The organism is Paraburkholderia lebeckiae (genome assembly GCF_014201005.1).
GTDB classification, from domain to species: Bacteria; Pseudomonadota; Gammaproteobacteria; order Burkholderiales; family Burkholderiaceae; genus Paraburkholderia; species Paraburkholderia tuberum.
Window position 1 is genome coordinate 240,572 of the sequence record NZ_JACHDK010000005.1, and the last position, 26,859, is coordinate 267,430.

The window sequence follows — 26,859 nt, forward strand, 5'->3', positions numbered from 1 at the left end:
TGGTGGATGCGAGGATCACAGCGACTCGGTCAGCATGCGGCGATAGTCGTCGGCGCTCGCCTCGCGCGGATTCGTGCGATGACAATGGTCGACCAGCGCGCCCTGCACGACCTTGTCGAACATGCTTTCGTCGACGCCCATTTGCCTGAGGCCGGTCGGCAGTCCAAGCCGCGCCGTCATGTCGAACAGCGCCTGCGCGAGATCGGCATGCTCGGGCACCCCCATCACGCGACGCATGCGCGCATAGCGACGCTCGGCCACCACGCTCGGCGCGCGCTCGTTGAAGCGCAGCACCGCGGGCAGCACGACCGCGTTCAGCGTGCCGTGATGCAGCGACGTGCGGCCGTTCACCTTCAGGCCGCCCAGCGGATGCGACAGCGAGTGCACACAGCCGAGGCCCTTCTGGAACGCCATCCCGCCCTGCATCGACGCGCTCATCATGTTCAGGCGCGCCTCGCGATCGCGGCCGTCCGCGCACGCGCGCTCGATGCTGTGCCACGCGCGTTCGAGGCCGTCGAGCGCGATACCGTCGGCGGGCGGATTGAAGGCCGGCGCGAGGAAGGTCTCGATGCAATGCGCGATCGCGTCCATGCCGGTAGCGGCGGTCAGCCCCGGCGGCAGGCCGAGCGTGAGACCGGGATCGCACAGCGCCGATTTCGGCAGCAGATTCCACGAGTGAAAGCCGAGCTTGCGGCCGTCGTTCAGGATCACGATCGCGCCGCGCGCGACTTCGCTGCCAGTGCCGGCCGTGGTCGGAATCGCGATCAGCGGCGCGACGGCGTCGGTGATCTTCGCGCTGCCGCCTTCGATCGTCGCGTACTGCGTGAGCAGCCCCGGATGCGTGGCCGCGATCGCGACGCCCTTCGCGAGATCGATCGACGAACCGCCGCCCACCGCGATCAGCCCGTCGCAGCGCTCGTCGCGATACACCTGGGCGGCCGCGAGCACCATTTCCTCGGTCGGGTTCGACGGCGTGTCGTCGAACAGCGGCACGTCGCCGAGCTTCAGCGCGTCGAGTGCCTGCCGCGCGATGCCGGCCGCGACGACGCCCTTGTCGCTGATCACCAGAGGCCGCTCGATGCCGATGCGCGCGCACTCGGGCGACAGTTGCGACAGTGCGTCGTAGCCCAGATGAATATGGGTCAGGTAGTAGATGTAGGCCATGCCGTTTCTCCCTGAGCGTGCGCTCATTGACCGCCGATTGACGTGGATGATCGGTTCGGTGATGCGTCGATGGATGTGCCGGGTCGTGTGGTGTCGCGTGCGTTGTGGGCTGTCTCCATGTTGTCTGTGATTTCTGCGTCGTCTGTGTGCTGGCTAATGTTGCGGCTCGGTGGGCCGAACGCCTCACTGCCCCGGCCGCTCGACGAATTCGAACGGCAACCCGCGTCGCCGCATCCATTCGCCGAGCGCCTGGCCGGTGCCCGCGCGCCACGGCCGCAGCTTCGCGGGCTCGACGAGCCGGTATTCGAGCAGCTCGGGCGACAGCGCGATCGTCCCATGCGCCTTCACGTGATACGCGATGATCAGCTCGTTCTTGCGAATGAATTCGTACACGCCGATCAGCTCGACCGACTCGGCGTGCAGCGACGTCTCCTCCATCACTTCGCGCGCGATGCCCTGCTCCGGCGTCTCGCCGTTTTCGAGGAAGCCGGTGATCAGCGCGAACATGCCCTCGGGCCACGCCGCATTGCGCGCGAGCAGGATCTTGCCCTCGTACTCGACGATCGCCGCGACGACCGGCAGCGGGTTATTCCAATGGACGTAGCCGCACCCGGTATCGGGACAGCTCTGACGGACGCGGCCGCCCTCGTGGTCGGGGTCGGCGCGTTCGGTCAGGGGTTTCGCGCAGCGGGGACAGAATCGGTACTCGGTCATGGCGGGGGACGTCTCTTTGTTTCGTGTTTTCTGGCGGGTCGTAGTTGGGCGGCTTTGCTTGTGTGCCGATGGGTACGTCGAGGCGCCGGGGGCAACTCAGGTTCCAGCGACCTCGCGCGTCTTCCATCACTCGACGCACAGCTCACGCACGTCGGCGGCGAAACGCTCGACCGTGTCGGGCTGCGTGTCCCACGCGCACATCAGCCGGCAACCGCCCGCGCCGATGAACTCGTAGAACTTCCAGCCGCGCGCGCGCATCGCCTTCGCGGCATGCGGCGGCAACTGCGCGAACACCGCGTTCGATTCGCTCGCAAACATGATGCTCACGCCGGGGATTTCCTGCAACCGCGTCTCCAGCAGACGCGCCATCGCGTTCGCGTGACGCGCATTGCGCAGCCAGACGTCGTTGTCGAGCAGGCCGAGCCACGGCGCGGAGATGAAGCGCATCTTCGATGCGAGCTGTCCCGCCTGCTTCAACCGATAGGCGAAATCGTCGGCGAGCGCGCGGTCGAAGAACACCACCGCCTCGCCGACCGGCAAGCCGTTCTTGGTGCCGCCGAAACACAGCACGTCGACGCCCGCGCGCCACGTGATTTCAGATGGATGCACGTCGAGTGCGGCGACCGCGTTCGCGAAGCGCGCGCCGTCCATGTGCACCTTCATATGACGACGCTTCGCGATCGCCGCGATGGCGCGCACTTCCTCGACGCTGTAGACGGTGCCGACCTCGGTCGACTGCGTCAGCGTGACGACCTTGGGCTTCGGATAGTGGATATCGGCGCGCCGCGTGACGATGGACTCGATCGCATCGGGCGTGAGCTTGCCGGCGATGCCCGGCGCCGTGAGCAGTTTAGAGCCACCTGAAAAGAACTCGGGACCGCCGCATTCGTCGGTCTCGATGTGCGCGAGTTCGTGGCAGATCACCGAGTGGTACGACTGGCACAGCGACGCGAGCGCGAGCGAATTGGCCGCCGTGCCGTTGAACACGAAGAACACTTCGCAATCGGTCTGAAACAGGCCGCGCAGACGGTCGCAGACCTGGTTGGTCCAGGAGTCGTCGCCATAGGCCGGCTCGTGGCCGCTGTCGTTGGCGGCGATCAGCGCGTCGAGCGCTTCGGGACAGATGCCGGCGTAGTTGTCGGACGCGAAATGTTGCATGGTCGAGCGACGCGCCCGGCGACAGGCGCGAGGGAATGACGGAAAGCGGTCATTTTAGTGCGATCGTGCGAGATTTGTTTTCGAGTCCTAGCTGCAACCGCAATCCGGCACGCGGCCTCCGCGTGGGCCACGCGGCATGCGCGTCACTGCTATCAGTCCCGCCGCCCCCGCCAGCAGCGCGCCCGCGGCGAGCCACAGCGCTAGCGAAAACGACCCCGTGTGCGCGGCAATCGGCGCGGCCACCAGGGGACCTGCGATCTGACCGATGCCATAGGCGGCCGTCGCATAACCCATCAGCCCGGCCGCGTCGTCGCCGCGCAGACGCCGCGCCTCGCGCATCGCGAATAGCGTGATCGCGGTGAACGGCAGGCCGATCAGGATGCTGCCGAGCGAGAACCCGCCCGCCGTCGGCCATACGATGCCCAGCGCAATGCCGAGCGCCTGCAGCACATACGAGCCCGCGAGCAGCGCGCGGTTGTCCCAATGCACGGGCAAACGCGCGGCGAGCAACGCGCCGACGATCAGCGCCGCACCGAGCATCGGCCAGAACAGGTCCGGCCACGCCGAGCCCGGCAACGCGTGGCGCGCGATGACCGGCAAAAAGGTCGCGGTGATGATGTAGCCGAAGCCCGGGATACCGTAGAGCAGGACCAGCCAGAACGCGTCGGCGCGGTGGACGGCATGGCTCGTCTCAATGCCGGCAGTACGAGGCGGCTGGTTTGCGCTGGCGCGCGATCCGGTGGCGGGCTTTGCGGTTGCGGAGCTTGCAGCGCCAGGCTTCGCTGTTCGCGCACGCCGCGCTTCGCCAAACACCGGCCACACCAGCGCCGACAGCACCGCGCCGATCACTGCGAAGCCGATCCATCCGACCACCGCGCCATAGCCACCCGCGACGCTGACCAGCAAGCCGGTGCCGACGATGCCCACGCCCGGTCCCGCATAGATGACGCCGCTCCACGCCTGCGCGCCGAGTTCGGCGAGCCGCCGCAAGCCCCACTGCGACGCGAACACGAAGGTCCATGCGCTGACCGCGCCGGCGACGAAGCGCACCAGCGCCCACGCCCAGAACTGGCCAGTGACGCCCATCGCGAGCGTCAGCAGCACGGTCGCAGCGAGTCCGACGCGCACCATGCGCGCGGGCTCGATCCGCAGCGCCGCGCACGTCATCGCGCCGGCGAAATAGCCGGCGTAATTGAACGACGCGAGCCAGCTGCCATGCTGGATATCGATCTGCGGCTGGCCGAGCGCGGCGCCGTGCAGCATCAGCGGCAGCAGCGGCGTGAATGCGAAGCGCCCGATACCGAGCGCGACGGCCAGCGTGACCATGCAGGCGAGCGCCGCGCGCCGGGCGGCGTGCGGCTCGTGGAAGCGCGGGTACGCGTGGGAAGCGAGATCGTTCATGATCGGACAGTCAAACGGCGATGGTATGAATCCATACTAGCTTGACCTTTGAATCACAAAAAATGAATAATTAGGATGTTATTCATCGCCAGGAGAGAATCATGGATCTGGCCGCTTTGACCATTTTTCGCGCGGTCGTGCGCGAAAACGGCGTGACGCGCGCCGCGGCGAAGCTCAATCGCGTGCAATCGAACGTGACCACGCGCATCAAGCAGCTCGAGGAGCAGCTCGGCACCGAGCTGTTCATCCGCGACGGCCGCCGCCTCGTGCTGACGCCGGCCGGCGAGACGCTGCTGCCCTACGCGGAACGGCTGCTCGCGCTCGCCGACGAGGCGCGGCACGCGGTGCGCGAGGATCGTCCGAGCGGGCGTCTGCGTCTCGGCACGATGGAAAGCGTCGCGGCGACGCGTCTGCCGGGCCTGCTCGCGCAATATCACCAGCAATGGCCGGCCGTCGAACTGGAACTGGAGACCGGCACGACCGCCAGGCTGATCGAGCGGGTACGCGAGTTCGAGGTCGATGCGGCGCTGGTCGCGACGCCGCTCGATCCGGCCACGCTCGGCGATCTGTTCGAGACCGTGCCGATCTTCCGCGAGGAACTCGTGATGCTGACGCCGCGCGGTCATCGGCCGATCCGCGAAGTGCGCGACATCGCGCTATCGACGCTGATCGCGTTCGAGCGGGGCTGCGCGTATCGCGCGTATATCGAGAAGTGGTATCTGGAGCACGGCACGCGACCGCAACGGGTACTGGAACTCGGCTCGTATCACGCGATCGTCGCGTGCGTGGCGGCCGGCGCTGGCGTCGCGGTCGCTCCGCGCTCGGTGCTCGATCTGGCGACCGACAGGAGCAATATCGCGGTGCACGAATTGCCCGATATCGGCATGATCGACACGCTCTTGGTGTGGCGACGCGGGCATTTTTCGTCGGCGCTCAATGCGTTGCGACGCACGCTGGTGGCACCGCAGGAAGGGGCGGCCGAGGTGGATACGGTGGCGTCCGCGGATGCGAACGTGGTCTGATCATTGAATCCGCCCCGCCGACCAGGTTCGACGCAACCCGGTCGGCTTCAGCAAAAGCGAAGGGGCCACGCAACGCGCCGATCCTGCTGGCGCACCGCGTGGCCCCTTCGTCGAACCCGGCTCGACTTCGGGTCGAGCCGGACTCAACCGACCATCAGAATCAAAGCTGTCCTTCGACCCAGCCCTTGACGCCCGCGAGCGCCGCCGGCAGGTTGGCCGGCTCGGTACCGCCGGCCTGCGCCATGTCCGGACGGCCGCCGCCCTTGCCGCCCACCTGCTGGGCCACGAAGTTGACCAGTTCGCCCGCCTTGACCTTCTTGCTGGCGTCCGCGGTCACACCCGCGATCAGGCTGACCTTGCCGCCTTCCACCGACGCGAGCACGATCGCCGCGCTCTTCAGCTTGTCCTTGAGCTTGTCGACGGTTTCGCGCAGCGTCTTCACGTCCGCGCCTTCGAGCGTCGCCGCGAGCACATGCACGCCGCCGACTTCGATCGCCTGGCCCGCGAGTTCGTCACCCTGGCTCGACGCCATCTTCGACTTCAGCGCGCCCAGTTCCTTCTCGAGCGCCTTCACCTGGTCTTGCACCTGGCCGATGCGCTGCGTGAGTTCCGCCGGTTGTGCCTTCAGCACGGCCGCGGCTGCGTTGACGCGCGCTTCGAGCTCCTGCACGTAGCGCACCGCGTTGTCGCCGGTGATCGCTTCGACGCGACGGATACCGGCCGCGACGCCGCCTTCCATCACGATCTTGAAGAAACCGATGTCGCCCGAGCGATTCACGTGCGTACCGCCGCACAGCTCACGCGAGAAGCCGAGGTCGAGCACGCGCACTTCGTCGCCGTACTTTTCGCCGAACAGCGCCATTGCGCCGCCCTTCACCGCCTCGTCGTACGACATCACACGCACGATGCCGGGCGCGTTCGCCAGCACTTCGGCGTTGACGATTTCCTCGACGCGGCGGATCTGCGTGTCCGTCATCGGCGCGTTGTGCGCGAAGTCGAAGCGGGTCTTGTCGGCGTCGACGAGCGAGCCCTTCTGCTGCACGTGCGAACCGAGCACTTCGCGCAACGCCTTGTGCATCAGGTGCGTGGCCGAGTGGTTGCGCGCCGTGCGGGCGCGGCGCACCGCGTCGATTTCGGCCTTGACGATGTCGCCGAGCTTCAGCGTGCCCTGCTCGAGCGTGCCGTGGTGGCCGACCACGTCGGCCTGAACCTTCAGCGTATCGACGACCGCAAAGCGCGTGCTGGCGTTCGCGAGCACGCCCTGGTCGCCGACCTGGCCGCCCGACTCCGCGTAGAACGGCGTGTGATCGAGCACGACGACCGCCTGCTGGCCGGCCTGCGCCTGCTGCACCGACGCGCCGTCCACATACAGGGCGACGACCTTCGCGTCGTCGAAGACGATTTCTTCGTAGCCGTGGAAGGTGGTCTTCGCACCCGAGTATTCGAGGCCCTGCGCCATCTTGAACTTGCCCGCCGCGCGAGCCTGCTCGCGCTGACGCGCCATCGCGTCGTCGAACGCGGATTCGTCGACCGTCACTTCGCGCTCGCGGCAGACGTCCGCGGTCAGGTCGAGCGGGAAGCCGTAGGTGTCGTGCAGCTTGAACGCGAGTTCGCCGTCGAGCGTCTTGCCGCCCTTCGTGTCGAGATCGGCCAGAGCGGTTTCGAGAATCGACATGCCGTGTTCGATCGTCTCGAAGAAGCGCTCCTCCTCCTGACGCAGCACGTCAGTCACGCGCTGCTCGGCCTGCTTCAGTTCAGGGTAAGCGTCGCCCATCTGCGCCACGAGGTCGGCCACGAGGCGATGGAAGAACGAACCCTTCTTGCCGAGCTTGTAGCCGTGGCGGATCGCGCGGCGCACGATACGGCGCAGCACGTAGCCGCGGCCTTCGTTGCCCGGAATCACGCCGTCGACGATCAGGAACGAGCACGCGCGGATGTGATCGGCGATCACCTTCAGCGAGTTGTTGCCCAGATCGGTCACGCCCGTTTCGCGGCCAGCGGCTTGAATGAGCGCCTGGAACAGGTCGATCTCGTAGTTGCTGTGCACGTGCTGCAGCACCGCGGCGATGCGCTCGAGGCCCATGCCGGTGTCCACGCATTGCTTCGGCAGCGGCGTCATGTTGCCCTGCGCGTCGCGGTTGAACTGCATGAACACGAGGTTCCAGATTTCGATGTAGCGGTCGCCGTCTTCCTCGGGCGATCCCGGCGGGCCGCCCCACACGTCCGGGCCGTGGTCGTAGAAGATTTCCGAGCACGGGCCGCACGGGCCGGTGTCGGCCATCTGCCAGAAGTTGTCCGATGCGTAGCGCGCGCCCTTGTTGTCGCCGATGCGGATGATGCGCTCGACCGGCACGCCCACTTCCTTCGCCCAGATGTCGTGCGCTTCGTCATCTTCCTGGTAGACGGTGACCCACAGCTTGTCTTTGGGCAGCTGGTAGACGCCGGTCAGCAGTTCCCACGCGTAGTGGATCGCGTCGCGCTTGAAGTAGTCGCCGAACGAGAAGTTGCCGAGCATCTCGAAGAACGTGTGGTGACGCGCGGTGTAGCCGACGTTCTCGAGGTCGTTGTGCTTGCCGCCGGCACGCACGCTGCGCTGCGCGGTCGTGGCGCGCGAATACGGACGCGATTCCGCGCCGAGGAACACATCTTTGAACTGCACCATCCCCGAATTGGTGAAGAGCAGTGTCGGGTCGTTGCCGGGCACGAGGCTCGACGAACGGACGATCGTATGGCCCTTCGATTCGAAGAACTTGAGGAATTTCTCGCGGATTTCAGCGGCTTTCATAGCGGGCGGGGGACGGTCCTGACGGTTCCTGACGGAGACTGGCGGTCGGTGGGATGCGCCAACTGTCGGTTTCTTTAAACGACTGATTATACGGGATCGGCAAGCGCGCGCGGCACTGCGCGCCGCCTGGTTGGCGCTCGCGTGTCCGATCTTCCGATCCGCGCTATGACGTTCGGCTGACTGCGCCCGCGAGCGCGAATCGCTTAAGATGACTTCCGCGAAACTACGCGCGAAATAACGCACGGCAACTCGCCGCGCGGCCTGCAACCATCAGGAGACATTCAAGAACATGGGCGCTCTCAGTCACATCCGCGTGCTGGATCTCACCCGCGTGCTCGCCGGTCCGTGGTGCGCGCAGACGCTCGCCGATTTCGGCGCCGACGTCATCAAGATCGAACGCCCCGAGATCGGCGACGACACGCGCCACTGGGGGCCTCCCTATCTGAAAACGCCGGACGGCGCGGACACGCGCGAGGCCGCCTACTATCTCGCGGCGAACCGCAACAAGCGCTCGGTCACGCTCGACATCGCGTCGCCCGAGGGTCAGCGGATCGTGCGCGAACTGGCCGCGCAAAGCGACGTCGTGCTCGAGAACTACAAGGTCGGCCAGTTGAAGAAGTACGGCCTCGACTATGAATCGCTCAAAGAGGTCAAGCCCGACCTGATCTACTGCTCGGTCACGGGCTTCGGGCAGACCGGCCCGTATGCGCAGCGCGCCGGTTACGACTTCATCGTGCAGGGCATCGGCGGCTTCATGAGCATCACCGGCGAGCGCGACGCTCAGCCGGGCGGCGGCCCGCAGAAGGCCGGCGTCGCGATCGCCGACCTGATGACCGGCATGTACTCGACGATCGCGGTGCTAACCGCGCTCACGCACCGCGACCGCACCGGCGTTGGCCAATACATCGACATGGCGCTGCTCGACGTGCAGGTCGCGATGCTCGCCAACATGAACGCGAACTACCTCGCGAGCGGCCAGCCGCCGGTGCGCTGGGGCAATGCGCATCCGAACATCGTGCCCTACCAGACCTTCCAGACCAGCGATGGCTGGATCATCGTCGCGGTCGGCAATGACGGACAGTTCCGCAAGTTCGTCGAAGTGGGCGGCCACCCGGAACTCGCCGACGACGAGCGTTTCGCAACCAACCCCGCGCGCGTGCGCAACCGCGAACTGCTCGTGCCGATGCTCGCGGACATGGTCCGCCTGCAGGGCAAGCAGCAATGGATCGCGGCGCTCGAAGCGGCCGGCGTGCCGTGCGGGCCGATCAACAACCTCGACGAAGTGTTCGACAACGAGCAGGTGGTCGCGCGCGGTCTGCAGGTCGATCTGCCGCATCCGTCGGGCGGCACCGTCAAGCTCGTGCGCAATCCGATCACCATGACCGGCACGCCGCCGCAGGCGCTGAGCCATCCGCCGCTGCTCGGCGAGCATACCGAGCGGGTGCTGAGCGACGTGCTCGGATACGACGCGCAGACGATTGCCGAGTTGAAGCGCAAAGCGGTGATCTGATCGAGAAGGCGGCGAGACTCAGCGCATCACCGTTAGAGAAGCCAGCCAGCCCCGCCCCTCGTCCCAATCGTCGAGACCGCTGTCGGCGTTGATGTGGCCGCGCGCGCCGATCCCGATCCAGCGGCTGCCCCACGCGTTCGCGCAGGTTTGTGAAAACGGCACGTTGCCATAAGGATCGTCGCTGCTCGCCACCACGATCGTCGCAAACGGCAGGCGGGTGAGCGGCACCGGCGCGAAGCCGCCCGCGTCCCTCGGGAAGTGCGCTGCGTCCGGATCGGGCACGGCGACCAGCAGCGCGCCGGCCACCTTCGCGAGCTGCGGCGCGCTTGCGTACTGCGAGGCCCAGAACGCCGTGGTCAGACAGCCGAGGCTGTGAGCGGCGAACACGACCGGCGCGTCCACGGCGTCAAGCGCGGCGGCCAGCGTACGGCACCAGGCGTCGCGCGAAGGGTGGTCCCAGTCCGGCATCTGCACGCGGACGAACGCGGGATCGAGCGCTTCCCAGCGCGTTTGCCAGTGGCTTGGGCCGGAGTCCAGATAGCCCGGCAGTACGAGTGTGGTTGGTTGTTGTTCGCTCATCGTGCTTCCCCGTGTTCGGCTTACCGCCCGCTCGCGGGATAGCGCGGCGGGCCGTCTACCGTATCACGCGTACCACGCCGCCACCACGGGGATCGCTTGCGGGCTCGGGGGTCGTGCCGTACACGCGGATCATCTGCACGTCGCCGTTGAACGACTGCTGCTCGACCGTATAGCCGAACGCCTTCAATTGCGTGGCGAGCTCATCCGGCGCGGGACGGTACGGCTCGAAGTAGATCGTCTTTTGCGGCAGCAGCTGATGATGGAAACGCATCGCGGCGAGCGCGTCCGTCGGTGACATGTCGAAGTCGTACAGATTCGTCATCACCTGGAAGATCGTCGTCAGGATGCGAGAGCCGCCGGGCGTGCCGATCGCTAGCGCGATCTTGCCGTCCTTCAGCAGCAGCGTGGGCGTCATCGACGAAATCGGGCGGCGGCCCGGCGCGATCGCATCCGGCTCGGCATCGGCGGCGCCGGGTGTCGACGCCGCGCCCGTCGCGCCAGCGCCGGCTGGCTTGATCACGAAATCGTCCATCGCATCGTTCAGCAGGAACCCGCCGCCGTCCACCACGACGCCCGAGCCGAAATCGCCGTTCAGCGTGTAGGTGTTCGACACCGCGTTGCCCCATTTGTCGACCACCGAGAAATGCGTGGTTTGCGCCTTCTCTGTCGCCGCGCCGCCGTCGACACCGGGTTTCGCCGTCGCGGCGCCCGGCGCTTCGTCGGTTTTGACTTCGGCCGCGCGCTGCGCGAGGTAGGCGTCGTCGATCAGCTTCGCGACCGGCACCGGCGATGCGTCCGGGTCGCCGATATGGCGCTGCCGGTCCGCGAACACGCGATCCTCGATCTGCGCGATCAGATGGATGTACGGCGCTGAATTCAACGCAAGGCCGTCGAACGCCGGCTGCAGATCGGCCCGCATCTTCAGCATCTGGATCAGCCCGAGGCCGCCCGAGCTCGGCGGCGGCGCGGTGATCACGCGGTAGCCGTGCCAGTCGGCCGCGAGCGGCTCGCGCCACAGAGCCTTGTACTGGCTCAGATCCTGGCTCGTGATCAGGCCGTGGCCGTACATCTGCGCGGCGATCATTTGAGCGGTGCGGCCCTCGTAAAACTCGCGGCCGCCGTCGCTCGCGATCCGCCCCAGCGTCTGCGCGAGTTCCGGTTGGCGCAGCATCGCGCCCGCCTTCAGGTTCGCGAAGTAGGCGTCGAAATTGGTCTTGCCGGCGAAACTCTTCGCGGCCGCGTCGTGTCGCTGCTGCAGCCGCGGGTCGACCTGGAAGCCGTCGGTCGCGTAATGGATCGCGGGCGCGAGCACCTGCTTCCATTTGAGCTTGCCGAAGCGCCGCTGCGCTTCCCACATGCCATCGACAGTGCCCGGCACGGCCGCCGCGCGATGCCCGACCGTGCTCACGCCCGGCGCCACGTTACCCTTGTCGTCGAGGTACATGTCGCGGGTCGCTTGCTGCGGCGCGCGCTCGCGATAGTCGAGAAAATACGGCTTGCCGTCGACCAGCAGCGTCATGAAACCGCCGCCGCCGAGGTTGCCCGCATCGGGCCGCGTGACGGCGAGCGTAAAGGCCATCGCGACCGCGGCATCGACCGCGTTGCCGCCTTCGGCGAAGATCTGCTGCGCGGTGTCAGCGCTGTAGCTATCCGGCGCGGCGACTGCCGACGCATCGAGCGCCGGCTTCGGCGCCGGTGTTTTCGCGGCGGCGGACAGCGGCGCGGCCACGTTCACGGCAAGCGCGGCAAACCAGGCCGAAGCGAGCACACGACGGTTACGGCAAGAAAATCGGGCGCTAGCCAAAGCGCGGGCAAAAGGCGCGCGAAACGCGCCGTGCGTCGGGACAGACATCCGAGAAAACTCCGGCAACGAGGCGAGCATGGCGCACGAGCAGCGGAGCCTCGTGCAGGAAGATGAAGGACAGCGTGGACGGCTCGGGCAAGCCCGCCCGCGCGAAGGCCCGCCACAGGCGAGCGGGCCGCGCGCAGCAGCGCATCCTAAGTCGGCGCGTCGCGCGTCGCCAACCCGTTTTACCTCCTGTTACAGCCCCGCGCGCCGGCGTCCCTGACTCCGGCAGCCGCGCCAAACCCGCCCCGCCGTTGGCTGCGCGCCGCAACCATCTGCCGCGAACGGGCTCGTCAGGTAGAATTGACGGCTAAACGGGCGCATTGCGCGCCCCCACGGACTCTCATCTTCTCGCATGAATACCGAACGCAACGACGCGCCCGCGGCATCCAATTTCATCCGCAACATCATCGACGACGACAACCGCACCGGCAAATGGAGCCAGCGCGTCGAAACGCGCTTCCCGCCGGAGCCGAACGGCTATCTGCACATCGGTCACGCGAAGAGCATCTGCCTGAACTTCGGCGTCGCGCGCAGCTACGGCGGCGTGTGCCATCTGCGCTTCGACGACACCAATCCGGAGAAGGAAAGCGTCGAGTACGTCGAGTCGATCATCGACTCGGTGCGCTGGCTCGGCTTCGAATGGGAAAAGGACCGCACCGAGCATCTGTACTTCGCGAGCGACTACTACGACAAGCTGTACGAGTTCGCGGAGCTGCTGATCCAGCGCGGCCGCGCGTACGTGGATAGCCAGTCGGCCGAGGAAATCCGCGCGAACCGCGGCTCGGCCACCGAAGTCGGCACGCCGTCGCGCTTCCGCGAGCGTCCGGTCGCGGAAAACCTCGACCTGTTCCGCCGCATGAAGGCGGGGGAGTTCAAGGAAGGCGAGCACGTGCTGCGTGCGAAGATCGACATGTCGTCGCCGAACTTCAACATGCGCGACCCGGTCATCTACCGCATCCGCTTCGCGCATCACTACCGTACCGGCGACGCCTGGTGCGTGTACCCGATGTACGACTACACGCACTGCATCTCGGACGCGCTCGAAAACATCACGCATTCGCTGTGCACGCTCGAGTTCGAAGATCACCGCCCACTGTACGACTGGATCCTGAACGAACTCGCCGAGGCCGGCGTCTTCAGGCGTCCGCTGCCGCAGCAAATCGAGTTTTCGCGCCTGAACCTGACCTATGCGATCACCAGCAAGCGCAAGCTGCTGCAACTCGTCAACGAAGGCCATGTGGAAGGCTGGGACGACCCACGCATGCCGACCATCGTCGGCCTGCGCCGGCGTGGCTTCACGCCCGAGTCGATCCAGCTGTTCTGCGAGCGCATCGGCGTGACCAAGGTCGACTCGTGGATCGACATGAGCGTGTTCGAAGGCGCGCTGCGCGACGATCTCGACGAGAAGGCGCCGCGCATCGCCGCCGTGCTCGATCCGCTCAAGCTGATTATCGACAACTTCCCCGAACGCCTCACCGAGCCGTGCCACGCACCGGTGCACCCGCATCATCCTGAACAGGGCCTGCGCGAGTTTCCGATTTCGCGCGAGCTGTGGATCGAGCGCGAGGACTTCACGGAAACGCCGCCGAAGGGCTACTTCCGCCTGTTCCCGGGCAACAAGGTGCGCCTGCGCTACGGCTACGTGATCGAATGCACGCACGCGGACAAGGACGAGAACGGCAATATCGTCGCGGTGCACTGCAACTACTTCCCGGACAGCAAATCGGGCACCGAAGGCGCGAACAATTACAAGGTCAAGGGCAATATCCACTGGGTCAGCGCGGCGGCAGCGTGCCCGGCCGAAGTGCGCATCTACGACCGGCTGTTCAAGGAACCGCAACCGGACGCCGGCGGCCGCGACTTCCTCGAAGCGCTGAATCCGGACTCGAAGCGTGTAGTCCAGGCCTACCTCGAAACCGGCGCGCGCCATGCAATGCCGGAGCAGCGCTACCAGTTCGAGCGCCACGGCTACTTCGTCGCCGACCGCGTCGATTCGAAGCCGGGTAAGCCCGTGTTCAATCGCATCGTCAGTCTGCGCGACAGTTGGGGCAAGCCGGCCTGAGCCGCCGCCAGCGAGGGCCCGGCGTTACGGGCCCGTCCGGGTTGCCGGATGTTTCGATCGACACTCACTGCGCGCTCGCCTGAGCGCGCCGGTCCGGGAGGTCCGATGAAGGTTGCAGACCGCCACGGGGAAGGGTCTGAAGGTAGGGTTCGCGTCGCACGGAGCGCGTGCGGCTCACGCTTCCCGCATCTGCTGCGCGGCATGCACAGCGTGCTGCTTACGCTGGCCGTCTGCGGCGTGGTCGCGTTCGCCGGCCCCGCCCGCGCGGATGAACTGACCGGCACGCTGAGAAAGATCCACGACGACGGCGTCGTCGTGCTCGGCGTGCGAGAGGCGTCGATCCCGTTCTCGTACTTCGACGGCAAGCGCACGGTCGGCTACTCGCAGGCGATCGCGATGCAGATCGTCGATGAAATCAGGAAAACGCTCGGCATGGCGCAACTGCGGGTTCACGAAGTCACGGTCACGTCGTCGAACCGCATGCCGATGCTGCTGAACAACCAGATCGATCTCGAATGCGGCTCGACCACACACACGGTCGAGCGCGAAAACGTCGCCGCGTTTTCAGACAGCTTTTTCCAGTACGCGGTGCGCATGATCACGCGCAGGAACAGCGGCATCACCGATTTCCCCGCTCTGGCCGGCAAGCCGGTCGTGACGACCGCCGGCACGTCCGACGAGCGCCTGCTGCGCAGCCTCAACACCGACAAGCAGCTGAACATGCGCATCACGAGCGCGCGCGACCACCAGGAAGCCTTCAACGCGATGAAGGAAGGCCACGCGGTGGCGTTCGTGATGGACGAGCCGATCGTCTACGGCTTCAAGGCGACCGACCCGCATCCCGACGATTTCATCGTGACGGGCACGCCGCTTGGCTACGAAGTTTATGCGTGCATGTTCCGCAAGGGCGACGAGCCGTTCCGCGCGCTCGTGAATCGCGTGATCGTGCGCTCGCAGACGTCCGGCGACGCCGAGCGTCTGTATCGGCAGTGGTTCACGCAGCCGATTCCGCCGCATGGCATCAACGTCAATTTCCCGCTGTCGGAGCAGAACCGCGCGTTGTTCGCGCATCCGAACGACCACGCGCTCGATTGAAGGCGGCGTGCGCCGTCTATAGCGACCGGTGCAACTCCGCGAGCGACAGCGTCGTCTCGAAGAGCCGCGTCAGACTACGGCTCGCATAGCGCGGCACCTCTTCGATCGACGCCCAGCGGTAGTCATCCATTTCGGGGATCAGCGTGCCGTCCGAGCGGCGCGGAAACAGCGACGTGCAGGTGCACTTGCTCAGATCGAGCTCGCCGGCACCCGCGCGCGCCGCGAACAGATGCAGGTCCTTGTCGCGCCGGTAGACGAACAGGCCGAGATCCTTCAGCCGATCGGCCTCGAGCGCGATGCCGGTTTCCTCGACCATCTCGCGCAGCGCCGTCACGTGCGGCGCCTCGCCGTCCTCGCCCTGGCCTTTCGGGATGTCCCAGTGCGTCGTTTCGGTGGCGTGCGCGAGCAGCACGCGTCCGTCGGGATCAAGCAGCACGATCCCGCACGAGACGATTCGCGGGCTCATCGCGCAGCCTCATTGCATGCACCTCTCGCGCCGCGCTCACGCATGCTCAACGCTTCTGCAGTTGCCAGGCGCCGCCTTCCTTGCAGAAGTTCGGACGCAGGTTCATCGATTGCCCTTTCGCATTGAGTACGACCCCGAGGGTGCGGCAGGTGCGTCCGCCTTCGGTCGAGGTGCTGTCCATCGAGATGGTCGCGTCGATCTTCACGCTATTGCCGGTGCCGTCGTTGACCCACGTGAAGCTCTCGCCGTCCTTCCTGTCATTGAGCGCGCTCATGACCGCATGCTTGATCGAGGCGTTGTCGCGCTGTCTCATATAGGTGATCGGCGTGTCGCTCAGAAAGCCGAGGTTCGCCGCTTGCGCGCCGATCGCCGCGCCGAGCAGGAGGCTCGCGGCACTGAGGTGGAACAGCACACGGGTTCGCGTCGACATGTAGGACTCTCCTCGAAGTGTGTACGGCGCGCACGGCGCACGGCGGCTTTGATCCTGACCTCAAAAGCATAGCATGCACACTTCGGCAGGCAGCGCGCCATCGACGCGGCCATCAACGCGCGGCGGCCGTCCCCTGCAAGCGGAACGTGTTGACGACGTCGCGCAGCATCTGCGCCTGCTCCTGCATCGACTGCGCGGCGGCCGCCGCCTGTTCGACCATCGCCGCGTTCTGCTGCGTGGTCTCGTCCATCTGCGCAATCGCGAGATTGACCTGCTCGATGCCGCGGCTCTGCTCGTCGGACGCGGCGGAAATCTCGCTGATGATGTCGGTCACGCGCTTCACCGCATCGACGAGCGACTCCATCGTGCCGCCCGCCTTCTCGACGAGCGTCTTGCCGCTGCCGACGCGCGCGACCGAATCCTCGATCAACGTCTTGATCTCCTTGGCCGCGTCGGCGCTGCGGCGCGCGAGGTTGCGCACCTCGCCCGCGACGACCGCGAAGCCGCGGCCCTCCTCGCCGGCGCGCGCGGCTTCGACGGCCGCGTTCAGCGCGAGGATGTTGGTCTGAAACGCGATGCTTTCGATCACGCCGATGATATCGACCACCCGCGCCGAGCTCGCCGCGATGCTCTGCATGTTCGCAACGACGTGCTGCACGGCCTCGCCGCCCTCGCCCGCGAGCTGCGACGCCGAGCGCGCCATGCGGTTGGCCTGCAGCGCGTTGTCGGCGTTCTGCTTGACGGTCGCCGTCAGCTGCTCCATGCTCGCGGCCGTTTCGCCGAGCGACGACGCCTGCTGTTCCGTCCGCGCCGACAGATCGAGATTGCCCGCGGCGATCTCTTCGGCCGCGACCGTGATCGTTTCGGTGCCGCCGCGAATGCGCCGGATCGCGTCGGCGAGGCGGCTTTGCATGCGCTGCATCGCGAACAGCATGCTTTCCCGATCGTCGCCGGCCAGCGTGACCGGGCACGAAAGATCGCCGTCGGCGATCGTCTCCGCGACGCTCGCCGCATAGGCGGGCTCGCCGCCGAGACTGCGCTTCACGTTGCGGATGATCAGCACGAGCGCGAGGGTGCTGAAGCTGCCGATCACGAGGATCGTCAGCAGATAGCGCAGCAGGTCGGCGCGGAACGCCGCGTCGATGTCGTTGACGTAGACACCCGAAATCAGATACCAGTCCCACGCGGCAAAGCGCTTGACGAAGCTGATCTTCGGCACGCGCTCGTTGTTGCCGGCGAGGCGGCCCATGTAATCGACGAAGCCCTGCCCGTGCGCCTGCGCGACCTTGACCATTTCGACGAACAGCAGCTTGCCGTCGCTGTCCGCGTAGTGCGACACGTCCTTGTTGCGCAGATCGGCGAGCATCGGATGCATGATCACGACCGGCGTGGCAGTCGACACGATCATGTAGCCGCTGCCGGGATAGCGCATCGCGGACAGCCGCGCCAGCGCCTGCTGCCGCGCCTGTTCGGGCGTCAGCTCATGCTGGTCGGCGCGCTGCGCGTAGTCGGCGACGATGCTGTACGCGCTTTCCACGACGTTCTGCACGGCCGACTTGCGCTCGGCCAGCATCGTCGCGCGCGACTGCCATGCGGCCCAGCCGCCGAGGCCGAGCAGGCCGAGCCACGTAATCAGCAGCGCGAGCCAGAGTTTGGTGTTGAGGCTAAGTCGGTTCACGCTGATTCCTCCATCGCGGCGCGTCATACGGTTCTGTTGAATTAACGGCGCCGCGCGCGATTTCCTGAGTCGGGAAACACCCGAAGCGAGCCGTACGAACACGCGACAGCCCGACAGCCACCGGGCGCGCAACATTTGCACAAAAACAAAAAAGGGTTACAGGCGCGAAACCTGTAACCCTTCGATGATTCTGGTACGGCAGGAGGGGCTCGAACCCCCGACCCTCGGCTTAGAAGGCCGATGCTCTATCCAGCTGAGCTACTGCCGTATGGATCGATATCTGCATGAAACCGACACTCGCGGCGAGCCGCCCGATTTCCCACAAACTGAAATTCTAACTGACCTGCAACCAAACGGGCCCGGATTATAACCGATCGCCCAGCGCGCTCAGGCCGGCTGCGGATGCAGCATGAACCAGCCGAGGAACAGGATCCCCGCGATCGCGCAGTACGCGCCGAACGACGCGAGACGTCCGCGGCCTTCGAAATAGCGCATCAGGAAACGCACGCTCAGGTACGCTGCGATCGCGGTCAGCACGCCGCCGAGCACCGCGTCGGCAAGCTGGCTTGGCGCGTGAAGCAGCTTCGGCAGTTCGAGTACGCCAGCGGCGAAAATGATCGGCGTGCCGAGCAAGAACGAAAACTCGGCCGCTTTCTCGGTGGTGAGGCCGGCCGCATTGCCGGCGATCATCGTCAGGCCGCTGCGCGAGAAGCCCGGTATCAGCGCGCCGATCTGCGCGAGGCCGACGAAGAAGGCCTGGCGGAACGTCAGCTTTTCCGGCGCCTGATGCGCGCGCGCGCGTTGCAGACGATCTCCGAACCACAGCAGCACGCCGTTCACGATCAACGCAATCGCGACGATCCGCAGATCATGAAAAAGCGCCTCGAGGCGCTTTTCCAGCACGAGACCGACGAGGCCCGCCGGAATCGTACCGATGATCAGCGCCCACATCATGTGACCGTCGTCGTTGCGGCGGCCGCCGAGCGACGCGAAGAAACCGCGCACCAGCGCGTACCAGCGCGCGCGGAAGTACCACAGCAGTGCGAACGCGGTGCCGAGATGCAGGGCGACGAGGAATGGCAGCAGTTGCGGCGCATGCTTGTCGATATGCATGTCGAACAGGGCTGGCACGAGCAGCGTGTGGCCAAGGCTGCTCACCGGAAACAGTTCGGTAACGCCTTGCAGCACGCTCAGAAAAATGAGAAACGACAGGTTCACGCGGCGGTCCTTGTAAGGAAAGTGTCGGGGAACTGCGCGCCGCACAAAAGGGGGAGCCGGCGCGTCAAAGGCGCACCGATTATGCCTGGCTACACACCCAGCGCCAAGCGGTTAGGCGACATTCGGAGAGATATTGACGCGCCGCGTCACAACTCGACACCGTTGTTACGCGAGTGCAAGGAAGCGGGCGGCGGATTCGTCGCGCGCGTGCTGTGAAACAGAGAATGAATCCAGCGGGATCAGCGTTCGAGCGAGTGGAAGAAGTAGTACGTGCTGGCCGTGAATATACCGAATAAGGCCACCGCCATTGCCGTTGCGAGATCCATGAAGCCTCCTGAGCCGATTCGCCCGGGAGTCGGATGGACCGGACGCTCAGGCGGATTATCAATAGGATTCGCCCTTTTCCGACACCCGCAATTTCCCGGGAAGGGTTTCCCCGTAGCGCAAAGCAGCGCAAAATCGCGGTTTCGCCGCGCGAGACGCAGTCGCAGCGGATGGCGCAAAACGCCGCTTCGATGCGGTTGCAACGGCCGACGCACGCGGCCGCCTTGTGCGACCCTCAACCTCTATCTGGCTACCTATTGACCATGCCCCTCTCCCCGGAACAGGACATTCTCGAGATCGCCCAGGACGCCTCGGTGCTCCGTTTTTCGCCGCAAGCCGGCGGCCGTCTGCTGTCGTGGACGATCGACGGCGAAGAGGTGATTCACTGGCCCGAGCACGCCGACTGGAGCGTGCCCGCGCGGATTCGCGGCGGCAATCCGCTGCTGTTTCCATTTCTCGGCCGTCATCGCGTCGACGGCAAGATCGGCTATTGGCGTGACGCGCAGGGCACCGTGCGCGAGCTGCCGATGCACGGCTTCGCGCGCGACCTGCCGTTCGAGCCTCACGCCGACGTGCATGGCGCCGGCCTGCGGATGGTTCTGACCGACAGTGAAGCGACCCGCGGCTCCTATCCGTTCGGCTTCCGCTTCGAGGCCGCCTACGAGCTCATCGAACCGCGCACGCTCGACGTGACGCTGACCACCACCAATACCGGCGACGCGCCCCTGCCCTACTACGCCGGCCATCACTTCTACTTCACGCTGCCGCACACGCAGCGCGCGCAGACGACGATCGAACTGCCGCGCACCGAGCGGTGCCGTCAGCTCGAGGACGGCTCGATCAGCCCCGCCGAGCCAGGCGAAGCGAGCTACACGCTCGACGAAGACCGCATCTACGACCGCTTCCATTGCCTGACCGGCACGCCCGAACGACCGGTGAGGGTCGAGGCGCCGGGCATCGATCGCGTGATCACGATCGATCTGCAGCGGCCCGGCTCGGTGCCCTGGTACTCGGTGACGACGTGGACTGAAACGCCGCAGTCGGACTTTTACTGCGTGGAGCCGTGGCTCGGCTTGCCCGATGCGATCCACAACGGCCGAGGTTTGCGCTGGCTCGAGCCGGGACAAACCGAAACGGCGGCACTGCGCATTACCGTCGAGAAGACCAGCTGATACGCCGGCGCCGGCGGCGAGCCGCTCGAAGCGCCCGCCTGCCACCTCGCCCCCCCCTCGCCGGGGGGCGCAACACAAAACCGTTAGAATCGAACGCTTTGTCTGTCTGTGCCGCGTGATCGGGATCAGCGCGGCAGTGCTTTGCGAGGTCCAATGCTGGAAACGACAAGAATCAAACGACTCGGCTGCGCGGCGTTGCTCGCGCTGCTCGCCGCGTGCGGGTCGGCGCCGGTGGGGCCGGGCTACTACCGGGTCGAACGGGGCGACACGCTGTCGAAAATCGCGCGCGGCAACCGGCAATCGGTGCAGAACATCGCACGCTGGAACAACCTGACCAATCCCGACAGCATCGAGGTCGGGCAGGTGCTGCGCGTCGCGCCACCAACCGGCGCGGCGTCGACGAGCGGCGCGATCCGCAGCGGCGGTGGCGGTAGCAGCAGTGGCAGCGCGAGCGCAGCGGCCACGCCGCGCCCTGCGCCCGCGGACACTACGCCGGCGACCGCACCCGCGCCGATCTCGCTGGTATGGCCGGCCGACGGCACGGTGTTCCGCCGTTTCGACGGCGGCAACTCGAAGGGTATCGATATTTCCGCGCCGGCCGGCACGCCCATCGTCGCGGCGGCGCCTGGCACCGTCGTCTATGCGGGCAACGGTCTGCGCGGCTACGGCAATCTGCTGATCCTCAAGCACAACGCCGACTATCTGACGGCTTACGCGCATAACCGCGCGCTGTTGGTGAAGGAAGGCGAATCGGTCAAGCGCGGCCAGAAAATCGCCGAAATGGGCGACACCGATACCGATCGCGTGATGCTGCATTTCGAACTGCGCTACCAGGGCCGCTCGATCGATCCGTCGAAAGAACTGCCACCGCGCTAGGCGGCAGGCGCGGGAATCCGCCGTGCTATAAACGCTCAATTCGAAGCGGCGTGGCTACGCGCCACGCCCTTCCGTTATTTGCAAGGAATCTGAAATGAAAAGCCCATTGGCGCGCGTCGCGACGGCGGCAACGATCAGTCTTGGCCTCCTGACGCTCGGCGGCCTCGGCGGCTGCTCGACCACGACCACGATGACCTATCTGCCAAGCGGCGATACCGGTTTCGCGATCAACTGCAGCGGCAGCGACGCCAGCACGAGCTGGGCCGAGTGCTACAAGCGAGCGGGCGAAACCTGCGGCAACTACGGGTACGAGGTGGTTTCGAAAGACGTCGACAACGGCGCGACGTCGGGCGGCACGATCGGTGGGATTTTCGGTGCGAATGTGAAAAATCGTTCGATGGTCATCCGCTGCAAGCAGTAAAGGCAGCACGCCGTGCGGCACGTGCGGCCGCCGAGCGCCACCGCTTAGCGGCGTCGCCAGCGCCCGGAGCGTGGATCGATGCGCGCGGCGAAGCGCACCAGCAACGCGAGCGCGATTAGCCACACGCCGACAAAAATGATCACTCCGGTCATGAGTCTCGCGCCGAGAAAATAATCCGCCATCATCGGTCGCATATTGTGAATTCGCGGTGAAGATCGCTGCGGCAGGGTTAAACATCCGCGTAAATCCATTCAAAAAAAAAGCCCGGCACGAGGCCGGGCTAACGGGGGTTCGGCGCATATCGGCAAAGGACCGGTTCACCATGCGCCAGAACGAAATCTAACAATCTGCATTTACAAGCGCAATGCATTAATTTTGCGGCCAATGTTACACGGCGTACGGATTCCGCAATCCGTGAATCGGAAATGTCGGAATCAGCCCGGCTTAATGCGCCGCAGCTGGGATACTCCACACGCCAGATCATTCAAACAGGAATGTCGGAGTATCGCATCGGCCAATGTTCCTGGGCTATCAGCGGAAAGTCCCGCCAAAACAGCAGAGGAAAGACCTCTGGCCGAATAACACTAACTCATTCGGCGATAACACCGCTCTGGGTTGCGAATATTAACTTGGTGCGGAAACGCACGTAACGCATCGATTAGTCGCGGCAACTCTTCCGAATAAGCGTCAATACTTCTTCACAATAATTCGCGAATAGTGAAATCTTTAACATTGACAATTCCGCCGACAATATTGAAACCGCATTCAAAGTCGTTTCCGTTTGGAATATTCGGACGATTAATGGCCGGCGCTGATGGGCGGCACGCCTGGTGCGCCGCCGTCGTTGAATCCGCCGCCGTCCAGGTTCAGAATCCGATTCAGTCCGCGCTGCATAAAGACCGCCCGGCGCGTTGCGCAAGGCCGCCACGCAGCCCGCCGGTCATTGCCAATAGTTTATAGTGACGGCCCTGTCCGACCCTGCCCACGATGACTTCCAGCGACGCCTCCCAAAGCCCCCTTTACGCAAAGCTGCTCGGCGAAACCGCCAAGATCGGCTGGAGCGAACTCGAACGTTTCTTTGCGGGCGGCATACTGCTGCACGTCGCGCGCGACCTCGATCTCGTGAGCGTCGCCGAAGCAATCGCCAACGACGACACCACCCAGGTCGCCCAATGGTTGTCCTCCGGCCTCGTCGAGCGCGTGCAGTCGGAGACGGCCGCCGATTTCGCCGCGCGCGACCCCGAGCTGTGGGCGGTCGTCGTCTCGCCCTGGGTGTGTGTGCAGGAGCGCTCTTGAACGACGCGAGGACGCCCGATGCCGGTATACCCGATGCCGGTATGCCCCCCGCCGCGCCATCCGAAACCGCCGCACACCCAGCCAGCGCGCCCGCGCTGCCGGTGCGCTGGCATCGCCGGGTGCTCACGCTCGCATTCCCGATCGTCCTCGCGAATCTGACGCAACCGATCCTCGGCGCGGTCGACACCGCCGTCGCTGGTCATCTGGACAGTGCCTCGTACCTCGGCGGCGTCGCGCTCGGCGGGCTCTTCTTCAACTTCGTGTTCTGGGGCTTCGGCTTCCTGCGCATGGGTACGACCGGCCTCGTCGCGCAGGCGCACGGCGCGGGCCGCAGCGACGAGTTGCGCAACACCGTCGTGCGCGCACTGCTGATGGCGGCCGCGATCGGCGCGCTGGTGCTGCTCGTGCAGCAACCGCTGATCGACTATGCGCTGCGGGCGATCGGCGGCAGCGACGCCGTGCAGCGGCACGCGCAGATTTATTGCCACGCGCGCATCTGGGCCGCGCCGCTCGCGCTCGGCAACTACGTGGTGCTCGGCTGGCTGCTCGGCACGCAGCGGGTGCGGCTCGCGTTGCTGTCGCAGGTCTTCATCAACAGCGTGAACGTCGTCGCGGTGCTGCTGTACGTGTACGCGTTTCATTGGGGTGTGGCCGGCATCGGCGCGGCTACCGCGACCGCCGACGCGCTCGGCTTCGTGCTCGGGCTCGCCCTGCTATGGCACGGCAGGCCGCGCGGCCTACCCGCGCTGAATCGCGCCGCCTTGTTCGACGCCGCCGCGCTAAAGCGGCTCGTCGTGCTCAATCGCGACATCTTCGTGCGCACGCTCTGCCTGCTGTCGTCGTTCGGCTGGTTCGCGCATCTCGGCGCGCGGCAAGGCGACGCGACGCTCGCCGCTAACGCATTGCTACTCAATTTCCAGACCTTCATGGCGTACGGCCTCGACGGCTTCGCGCACGCGGCCGAGGCGCTGGTCGGCGCGGCGATCGGTGCGCGCGATCGTCACGCGTTCGCGCAGGCGGTCAAGGTCACCGCGCTGTGGTCGGCGCTCGGCGCAATCGGCTTCTCGTGTGCGTACTGGGGCGCGGGCGCGTGGATCATCGAGCGGCTGACCGATCAGGCCGCCGTGCGTGCCGCGGCCGAAACCTATCTGCCGTGGGCGGCGCTGTCGCCGCTAATTTCGGTGTGGGGCTTCCTGCTCGACGGCGTGTTCATCGGCGCGACGCGAACGCGCGAGCTGATGATGTCGATGGTGGTGTCGCTTGCGGTGTTCGTGGCGGCGTCATCGGCATTGCTAGCGTGGCACGGCAATCACGGGCTGTGGATCGCGCTGCTGATCTTCATGGCCACGCGTGGCGCAACGCTCGCGCGTTACCTGCCGGGCGTGTCGCGGGGGATTGCGGCCGCCTAGCGCGGTGCGTGGGGCGTCATTGGCTATTCGGCGGGCGACAGACCGTTACGGCTTGAAACAAGCGCATACATATCGCATAACGAGCGCGTCCTAGAATGCTCTCAGCCCGTGCTCTCCGCGCGAACAGTCGGCACGGGTCAGAAGTGCCGGCGTGCCCGCGCCGGTGCTTCGCTTTCCCCACCCTTTCCCGGTCGTTTTCACTTCAACGACGGTTTCGCGCTGCAGGCGCTTTCTCGTTGCACAGCTTCACCACGGGCTGCACTCTTTTCTCTTCGCTGAACGAGCGCTCACTGTGCGACGGGTGCGGGCGCCATCGCGGGCGGCCGATCATCGGTGGGCACGCCGTGGTAGTCGGCGGGATCATGTGGCGGGCTGCCGCGATGCGCGGACGGATTGTCCGCACAGCCGGCGACGCCGGCGCAAAACAGCAAGGCAAGAGTCAGAACGCGGGTCATTTTGCAATCGTCTCCAGGACAAAGCGATGGCGGACGTCCGCCGGCGCGCCGAGAGTCTAACCGCAAAGCGCGTTCCGCCCGTTCCATTTCGTGAGATTTCGCCAGAGCTGCGCTACTATGGGTTCATGGCTGAACCTACCGGGAGACTGCCATGGACGGTGAATCGATCGCGGGCCTGATCGGGCTCGCAATAGGCCTGATCGTGCTGGTGGCGTTGTCGATTTTCGAATCGCGGGCCTACCGGCGTGAACACGATGGCGAGGGCATGCTGCATCACTGGACGCATCAGCATCTACATATGCCGCATTGGAGGCGTCCAAGGCATTGATGCGGGTGATCTTCGACTCGGACCGCATGGCCTCTGGCCGCGGCACCGGCATGTCACGGTGCCTCAGTCGCGCGTCCGCTCGATGACGCGATGACCGCCGTTGCGGCGCCTGCGCGCATCGAGGTCCGCTGGACGTGCGCGAAGCCTTTCCGGTTCTTTGAACATACATACATCGAACGACGACGCTTCCTGCGTCGCTCTCTCCTTCTGCGCCTTCGTCCAGGGCCTCACTGCATCGAGCTTAACGGGTGCTGGGCACATGCCTTGCTGGTTCCGATCCAGCAACAGACGCGCGACACGCGCGTCGATTGTCGCGGCGCGTGCGCCAAACCAGCGTGACGATGCGGCCAGCGATTTCGCGGCCCCCGCAAAAAGGAGAACGTCATGACCGTCGGAACCATCCTGCTAATCGTGCTCATCCTGCTGCTGATCGGCGCGTTGCCAAGCTGGCCGTATAGCAGCGGCTGGGGCTATCGGCCGACTGGACTCGTCGGCGTCGTGCTGATCATCGTGATCATTCTGCTGTTGATGGGGCGTATATAGCCCACCGCGAGGCCGGTGCGAGCCCGCTACGGCGAACGTCGTTGCCCGTGCGGTTGTTGCCGCCAAGGGATTGACGCTCCTGCCCGCACCCCCTATACTCTCGGATTCGTCGGAGCGTAGCGCAGCCTGGTAGCGCATCTGATTTGGGATCAGAGGGTCGTAGGTTCGAATCCTATCGCTCCGACCACGAAAAGCAGGTCGAAACCCGCGAAGCCTCCGGCTTCGCGGGTTTTTGCTTTTTTGGCTCGCGTTCACGTGGACGCAGACAGCCGACCCGTCAGGCACTCGCCTTGCAAATCATCACCCGCGCATGCGACAGTGCTTGGGGCAGGTACCTCGCTGCGAAGACGCGTAAGCCCGCCGCAACGCCATCCCAAGCCGCTCAAAAAGGAGACTCCCATGGACCTGATCCTCTGGCGTCACGCCGAAGCAGAAGATGTCGCCGCGAGCGATCTCTCCCGCGCACTCACCACGCGCGGCCGCAAGCAGGCGCAGAACGCCGCGAAATGGCTGCGCGCCCGTTTGCCCGACGACGCGGTCATACTCGCGAGCCCCGCCGTGCGCACCATCCAGACCGCCGAGACGTTGAGCGACCAGTACCGCGTCGTGCGCGAACTCGCGCCGAATGCGAGCGCGAACGACGTCCTGGAAGCGGCCGGCTGGCCCGGCGGCATCGCGCAAACCGTGGTGATCGTCGGCCATCAACCGACGCTCGGCCACGTCGCCGCGCAACTGCTCGGCGACAGCCGCGCGAGCTGGCCACTGAAAAAAGCCGGCATCTGGTGGATCGAGAGCCGCGAGCGCAACGGCGAAGACGAGGCGGTGTTGCGCGCCGCCATCAGCCCCGATCTGATCTGAGCGCGCGTGTCGCGCGACGCCTCCGACATTACAGGCACCCACGCGA

Annotated in this window: 24 protein-coding genes and 2 tRNA genes; 13 read left to right on the plus strand and 13 right to left on the minus strand. The window is 65.8% G+C overall.

The genetic code is table 11. The features are described from left to right. Window positions 1-15: 15 nt before the first annotated feature. The 4 genes from gbd to HDG39_RS12315 form a co-directional block, all read right to left on the minus strand. Window positions 16-1,164, minus strand: a complete 1,149-nt coding sequence (gene gbd, locus HDG39_RS12300) for a 4-hydroxybutyrate dehydrogenase (protein WP_184006214.1) — start codon at window positions 1,162-1,164, stop codon at window positions 16-18. A 183-nt stretch (window positions 1,165-1,347) separates the two neighbouring features. After that, a complete protein-coding gene (locus HDG39_RS12305) occupies window positions 1,348-1,878 on the minus strand; it encodes an NUDIX domain-containing protein (protein WP_018421202.1) in 531 nt (176 codons plus the stop codon). A 126-nt stretch (window positions 1,879-2,004) separates the two neighbouring features. Then, window positions 2,005-3,036 (minus strand): threonine aldolase family protein, encoded by a 1,032-nt coding sequence (locus HDG39_RS12310; protein ID WP_184006215.1) that lies wholly within the window; start codon window positions 3,034-3,036, stop codon window positions 2,005-2,007. An 87-nt stretch (window positions 3,037-3,123) separates the two neighbouring features. After that, window positions 3,124-4,437 carry a YbfB/YjiJ family MFS transporter gene (locus tag HDG39_RS12315; protein ID WP_184006216.1) on the minus strand — a complete coding sequence of 438 codons (1,314 nt, stop codon included), beginning with the start codon at window positions 4,435-4,437 and terminating at the stop codon, window positions 3,124-3,126. 101 nt (window positions 4,438-4,538) lie between these two features. On the opposite strand from HDG39_RS12315, the gene HDG39_RS12320 reads away from it, so the two are divergent. Further along, window positions 4,539-5,459 carry a LysR family transcriptional regulator gene (locus HDG39_RS12320; protein ID WP_184006217.1) on the plus strand — a complete coding sequence of 307 codons (921 nt, stop codon included), beginning with the start codon at window positions 4,539-4,541 and terminating at the stop codon, window positions 5,457-5,459. A gap of 160 nt (window positions 5,460-5,619) precedes the next feature. Here HDG39_RS12320 and alaS read toward each other — a convergent pair whose 3' ends face one another. Continuing rightward, window positions 5,620-8,244 carry an alanine--tRNA ligase gene (gene alaS, locus HDG39_RS12325; RefSeq protein ID WP_184006218.1) on the minus strand — a complete coding sequence of 875 codons (2,625 nt, stop codon included), beginning with the start codon at window positions 8,242-8,244 and terminating at the stop codon, window positions 5,620-5,622. A gap of 289 nt (window positions 8,245-8,533) precedes the next feature. On the opposite strand from alaS, the gene HDG39_RS12330 reads away from it, so the two are divergent. Further along, window positions 8,534-9,754, plus strand: a complete 1,221-nt coding sequence (locus HDG39_RS12330) for a CaiB/BaiF CoA transferase family protein (RefSeq protein ID WP_184006219.1) — start codon at window positions 8,534-8,536, stop codon at window positions 9,752-9,754. Between the two features lie 18 nt (window positions 9,755-9,772). Here HDG39_RS12330 and HDG39_RS12335 read toward each other — a convergent pair whose 3' ends face one another. Then, window positions 9,773-10,333 (minus strand): RBBP9/YdeN family alpha/beta hydrolase, encoded by a 561-nt coding sequence (locus HDG39_RS12335; protein WP_184006220.1) that lies wholly within the window; start codon window positions 10,331-10,333, stop codon window positions 9,773-9,775. A gap of 55 nt (window positions 10,334-10,388) precedes the next feature. Beyond that, on the minus strand, window positions 10,389-12,185 hold the full coding sequence (ggt, locus tag HDG39_RS12340; RefSeq protein WP_184006221.1) for a gamma-glutamyltransferase: 1,797 nt from the start codon (window positions 12,183-12,185) through the stop codon (window positions 10,389-10,391). Window positions 12,186-12,534: 349 nt separating this feature from the next. On the opposite strand from ggt, the gene HDG39_RS12345 reads away from it, so the two are divergent. Both HDG39_RS12345 and HDG39_RS12350 read left to right on the plus strand, forming a co-directional pair. Continuing rightward, entirely contained in the window at window positions 12,535-14,244 is a 1,710-nt protein-coding gene (locus HDG39_RS12345; RefSeq protein WP_184006222.1) for a glutamine--tRNA ligase/YqeY domain fusion protein, read from the plus strand. A 105-nt stretch (window positions 14,245-14,349) separates the two neighbouring features. Continuing rightward, window positions 14,350-15,339 (plus strand): transporter substrate-binding domain-containing protein, encoded by a 990-nt coding sequence (locus tag HDG39_RS12350; protein ID WP_409259163.1) that lies wholly within the window; start codon window positions 14,350-14,352, stop codon window positions 15,337-15,339. Window positions 15,340-15,355: 16 nt separating this feature from the next. On the opposite strand, the gene HDG39_RS12355 is transcribed toward HDG39_RS12350, so the two are convergent. The 5 genes from HDG39_RS12355 to HDG39_RS12375 all read right to left on the minus strand — a co-directional run bounded on the left by HDG39_RS12355 (window position 15,356) and on the right by HDG39_RS12375 (window position 19,131). Continuing rightward, window positions 15,356-15,805: an NUDIX hydrolase gene (locus HDG39_RS12355; protein ID WP_184006223.1), complete on the minus strand. Its 450-nt coding sequence runs from the start codon at window positions 15,803-15,805 to the stop codon at window positions 15,356-15,358. Between the two features lie 46 nt (window positions 15,806-15,851). Then, window positions 15,852-16,235 carry an RT0821/Lpp0805 family surface protein gene (locus HDG39_RS12360; protein ID WP_018421213.1) on the minus strand — a complete coding sequence of 128 codons (384 nt, stop codon included), beginning with the start codon at window positions 16,233-16,235 and terminating at the stop codon, window positions 15,852-15,854. Window positions 16,236-16,347: 112 nt separating this feature from the next. Beyond that, on the minus strand, window positions 16,348-17,913 hold the full coding sequence (locus HDG39_RS12365; protein WP_184006224.1) for a methyl-accepting chemotaxis protein: 1,566 nt from the start codon (window positions 17,911-17,913) through the stop codon (window positions 16,348-16,350). 191 nt (window positions 17,914-18,104) lie between these two features. Continuing rightward, window positions 18,105-18,181, minus strand: a tRNA-Arg gene (locus HDG39_RS12370). A 119-nt stretch (window positions 18,182-18,300) separates the two neighbouring features. Next, complete coding sequence (locus HDG39_RS12375) at window positions 18,301-19,131, minus strand: undecaprenyl-diphosphate phosphatase (protein ID WP_184006225.1); 831 nt, start codon at window positions 19,129-19,131, stop codon at window positions 18,301-18,303. A 587-nt stretch (window positions 19,132-19,718) separates the two neighbouring features. Between HDG39_RS12375 and HDG39_RS12380 the strand changes: the two genes are divergently transcribed. From HDG39_RS12380 to HDG39_RS12400, 5 genes are all read left to right on the plus strand, one after another. Next, window positions 19,719-20,627 carry an aldose epimerase family protein gene (locus HDG39_RS12380; RefSeq protein ID WP_184006226.1) on the plus strand — a complete coding sequence of 303 codons (909 nt, stop codon included), beginning with the start codon at window positions 19,719-19,721 and terminating at the stop codon, window positions 20,625-20,627. Window positions 20,628-20,780: 153 nt separating this feature from the next. Continuing rightward, the gene (locus tag HDG39_RS12385; RefSeq protein WP_184006227.1) at window positions 20,781-21,503 is read left to right on the plus strand and encodes a peptidoglycan DD-metalloendopeptidase family protein; all 723 of its coding nucleotides are present in this window, start codon (window positions 20,781-20,783) and stop codon (window positions 21,501-21,503) included. Window positions 21,504-21,597: 94 nt separating this feature from the next. After that, the gene (locus tag HDG39_RS12390; RefSeq protein ID WP_184006228.1) at window positions 21,598-21,924 is read left to right on the plus strand and encodes a hypothetical protein; all 327 of its coding nucleotides are present in this window, start codon (window positions 21,598-21,600) and stop codon (window positions 21,922-21,924) included. A gap of 987 nt (window positions 21,925-22,911) precedes the next feature. After that, the gene (locus HDG39_RS12395) at window positions 22,912-23,220 is read left to right on the plus strand and encodes a DUF2288 domain-containing protein (RefSeq protein ID WP_184006229.1); all 309 of its coding nucleotides are present in this window, start codon (window positions 22,912-22,914) and stop codon (window positions 23,218-23,220) included. A 41-nt stretch (window positions 23,221-23,261) separates the two neighbouring features. After that, window positions 23,262-24,629, plus strand: a complete 1,368-nt coding sequence (locus HDG39_RS12400) for an MATE family efflux transporter (RefSeq protein ID WP_184006342.1) — start codon at window positions 23,262-23,264, stop codon at window positions 24,627-24,629. A gap of 287 nt (window positions 24,630-24,916) precedes the next feature. Here HDG39_RS12400 and HDG39_RS12405 read toward each other — a convergent pair whose 3' ends face one another. Continuing rightward, window positions 24,917-25,084, minus strand: coding sequence for a hypothetical protein (locus HDG39_RS12405; RefSeq protein WP_184006230.1), 168 nt, complete (start codon window positions 25,082-25,084; stop codon window positions 24,917-24,919). Between the two features lie 151 nt (window positions 25,085-25,235). On the opposite strand from HDG39_RS12405, the gene HDG39_RS12410 reads away from it, so the two are divergent. From HDG39_RS12410 to HDG39_RS12425, 4 genes are all read left to right on the plus strand, one after another. After that, window positions 25,236-25,412 carry a hypothetical protein gene (locus tag HDG39_RS12410; RefSeq protein WP_018421224.1) on the plus strand — a complete coding sequence of 59 codons (177 nt, stop codon included), beginning with the start codon at window positions 25,236-25,238 and terminating at the stop codon, window positions 25,410-25,412. Between the two features lie 384 nt (window positions 25,413-25,796). Next, on the plus strand, window positions 25,797-25,955 hold the full coding sequence (locus HDG39_RS12415; protein ID WP_018421226.1) for a DUF3309 family protein: 159 nt from the start codon (window positions 25,797-25,799) through the stop codon (window positions 25,953-25,955). Window positions 25,956-26,065: 110 nt separating this feature from the next. Next, window positions 26,066-26,142: transfer RNA gene (locus HDG39_RS12420), tRNA-Pro, on the plus strand. 212 nt (window positions 26,143-26,354) lie between these two features. Then, a complete protein-coding gene (locus HDG39_RS12425) occupies window positions 26,355-26,813 on the plus strand; it encodes a SixA phosphatase family protein (protein WP_018421227.1) in 459 nt (152 codons plus the stop codon). Window positions 26,814-26,859: the final 46 nt, after the last annotated feature.

Coding starts and splice junctions, on each gene's coding strand:
- alaS (WP_184006218.1), bottom strand. CDS start 8,244: ATGAAAGCCGCTGAAATCCGCGAGAAATTCCTCAAGTTCTTCGAATCG.
- HDG39_RS12320 (WP_184006217.1), top strand. CDS start 4,539: ATGGATCTGGCCGCTTTGACCATTTTTCGCGCGGTCGTGCGCGAAAAC.
- HDG39_RS12305 (WP_018421202.1), bottom strand. CDS start 1,878: ATGACCGAGTACCGATTCTGTCCCCGCTGCGCGAAACCCCTGACCGAA.
- ggt (WP_184006221.1), bottom strand. CDS start 12,185: ATGTCTGTCCCGACGCACGGCGCGTTTCGCGCGCCTTTTGCCCGCGCT.
- HDG39_RS12425 (WP_018421227.1), top strand. CDS start 26,355: ATGGACCTGATCCTCTGGCGTCACGCCGAAGCAGAAGATGTCGCCGCG.
- HDG39_RS12360 (WP_018421213.1), bottom strand. CDS start 16,235: ATGTCGACGCGAACCCGTGTGCTGTTCCACCTCAGTGCCGCGAGCCTC.
- gbd (WP_184006214.1), bottom strand. CDS start 1,164: ATGGCCTACATCTACTACCTGACCCATATTCATCTGGGCTACGACGCA.
- HDG39_RS12345 (WP_184006222.1), top strand. CDS start 12,535: ATGAATACCGAACGCAACGACGCGCCCGCGGCATCCAATTTCATCCGC.
- HDG39_RS12315 (WP_184006216.1), bottom strand. CDS start 4,437: ATGAACGATCTCGCTTCCCACGCGTACCCGCGCTTCCACGAGCCGCAC.
- HDG39_RS12350 (WP_409259163.1), top strand. CDS start 14,350: ATGAAGGTTGCAGACCGCCACGGGGAAGGGTCTGAAGGTAGGGTTCGC.
- HDG39_RS12390 (WP_184006228.1), top strand. CDS start 21,598: ATGAAAAGCCCATTGGCGCGCGTCGCGACGGCGGCAACGATCAGTCTT.
- HDG39_RS12395 (WP_184006229.1), top strand. CDS start 22,912: ATGACTTCCAGCGACGCCTCCCAAAGCCCCCTTTACGCAAAGCTGCTC.
- HDG39_RS12380 (WP_184006226.1), top strand. CDS start 19,719: ATGCCCCTCTCCCCGGAACAGGACATTCTCGAGATCGCCCAGGACGCC.
- HDG39_RS12355 (WP_184006223.1), bottom strand. CDS start 15,805: ATGAGCCCGCGAATCGTCTCGTGCGGGATCGTGCTGCTTGATCCCGAC.
- HDG39_RS12405 (WP_184006230.1), bottom strand. CDS start 25,084: ATGACCCGCGTTCTGACTCTTGCCTTGCTGTTTTGCGCCGGCGTCGCC.
- HDG39_RS12385 (WP_184006227.1), top strand. CDS start 20,781: ATGCTGGAAACGACAAGAATCAAACGACTCGGCTGCGCGGCGTTGCTC.
- HDG39_RS12410 (WP_018421224.1), top strand. CDS start 25,236: ATGGACGGTGAATCGATCGCGGGCCTGATCGGGCTCGCAATAGGCCTG.
- HDG39_RS12310 (WP_184006215.1), bottom strand. CDS start 3,036: ATGCAACATTTCGCGTCCGACAACTACGCCGGCATCTGTCCCGAAGCG.
- HDG39_RS12330 (WP_184006219.1), top strand. CDS start 8,534: ATGGGCGCTCTCAGTCACATCCGCGTGCTGGATCTCACCCGCGTGCTC.
- HDG39_RS12400 (WP_184006342.1), top strand. CDS start 23,262: ATGCCCCCCGCCGCGCCATCCGAAACCGCCGCACACCCAGCCAGCGCG.
- HDG39_RS12415 (WP_018421226.1), top strand. CDS start 25,797: ATGACCGTCGGAACCATCCTGCTAATCGTGCTCATCCTGCTGCTGATC.
- HDG39_RS12335 (WP_184006220.1), bottom strand. CDS start 10,333: ATGAGCGAACAACAACCAACCACACTCGTACTGCCGGGCTATCTGGAC.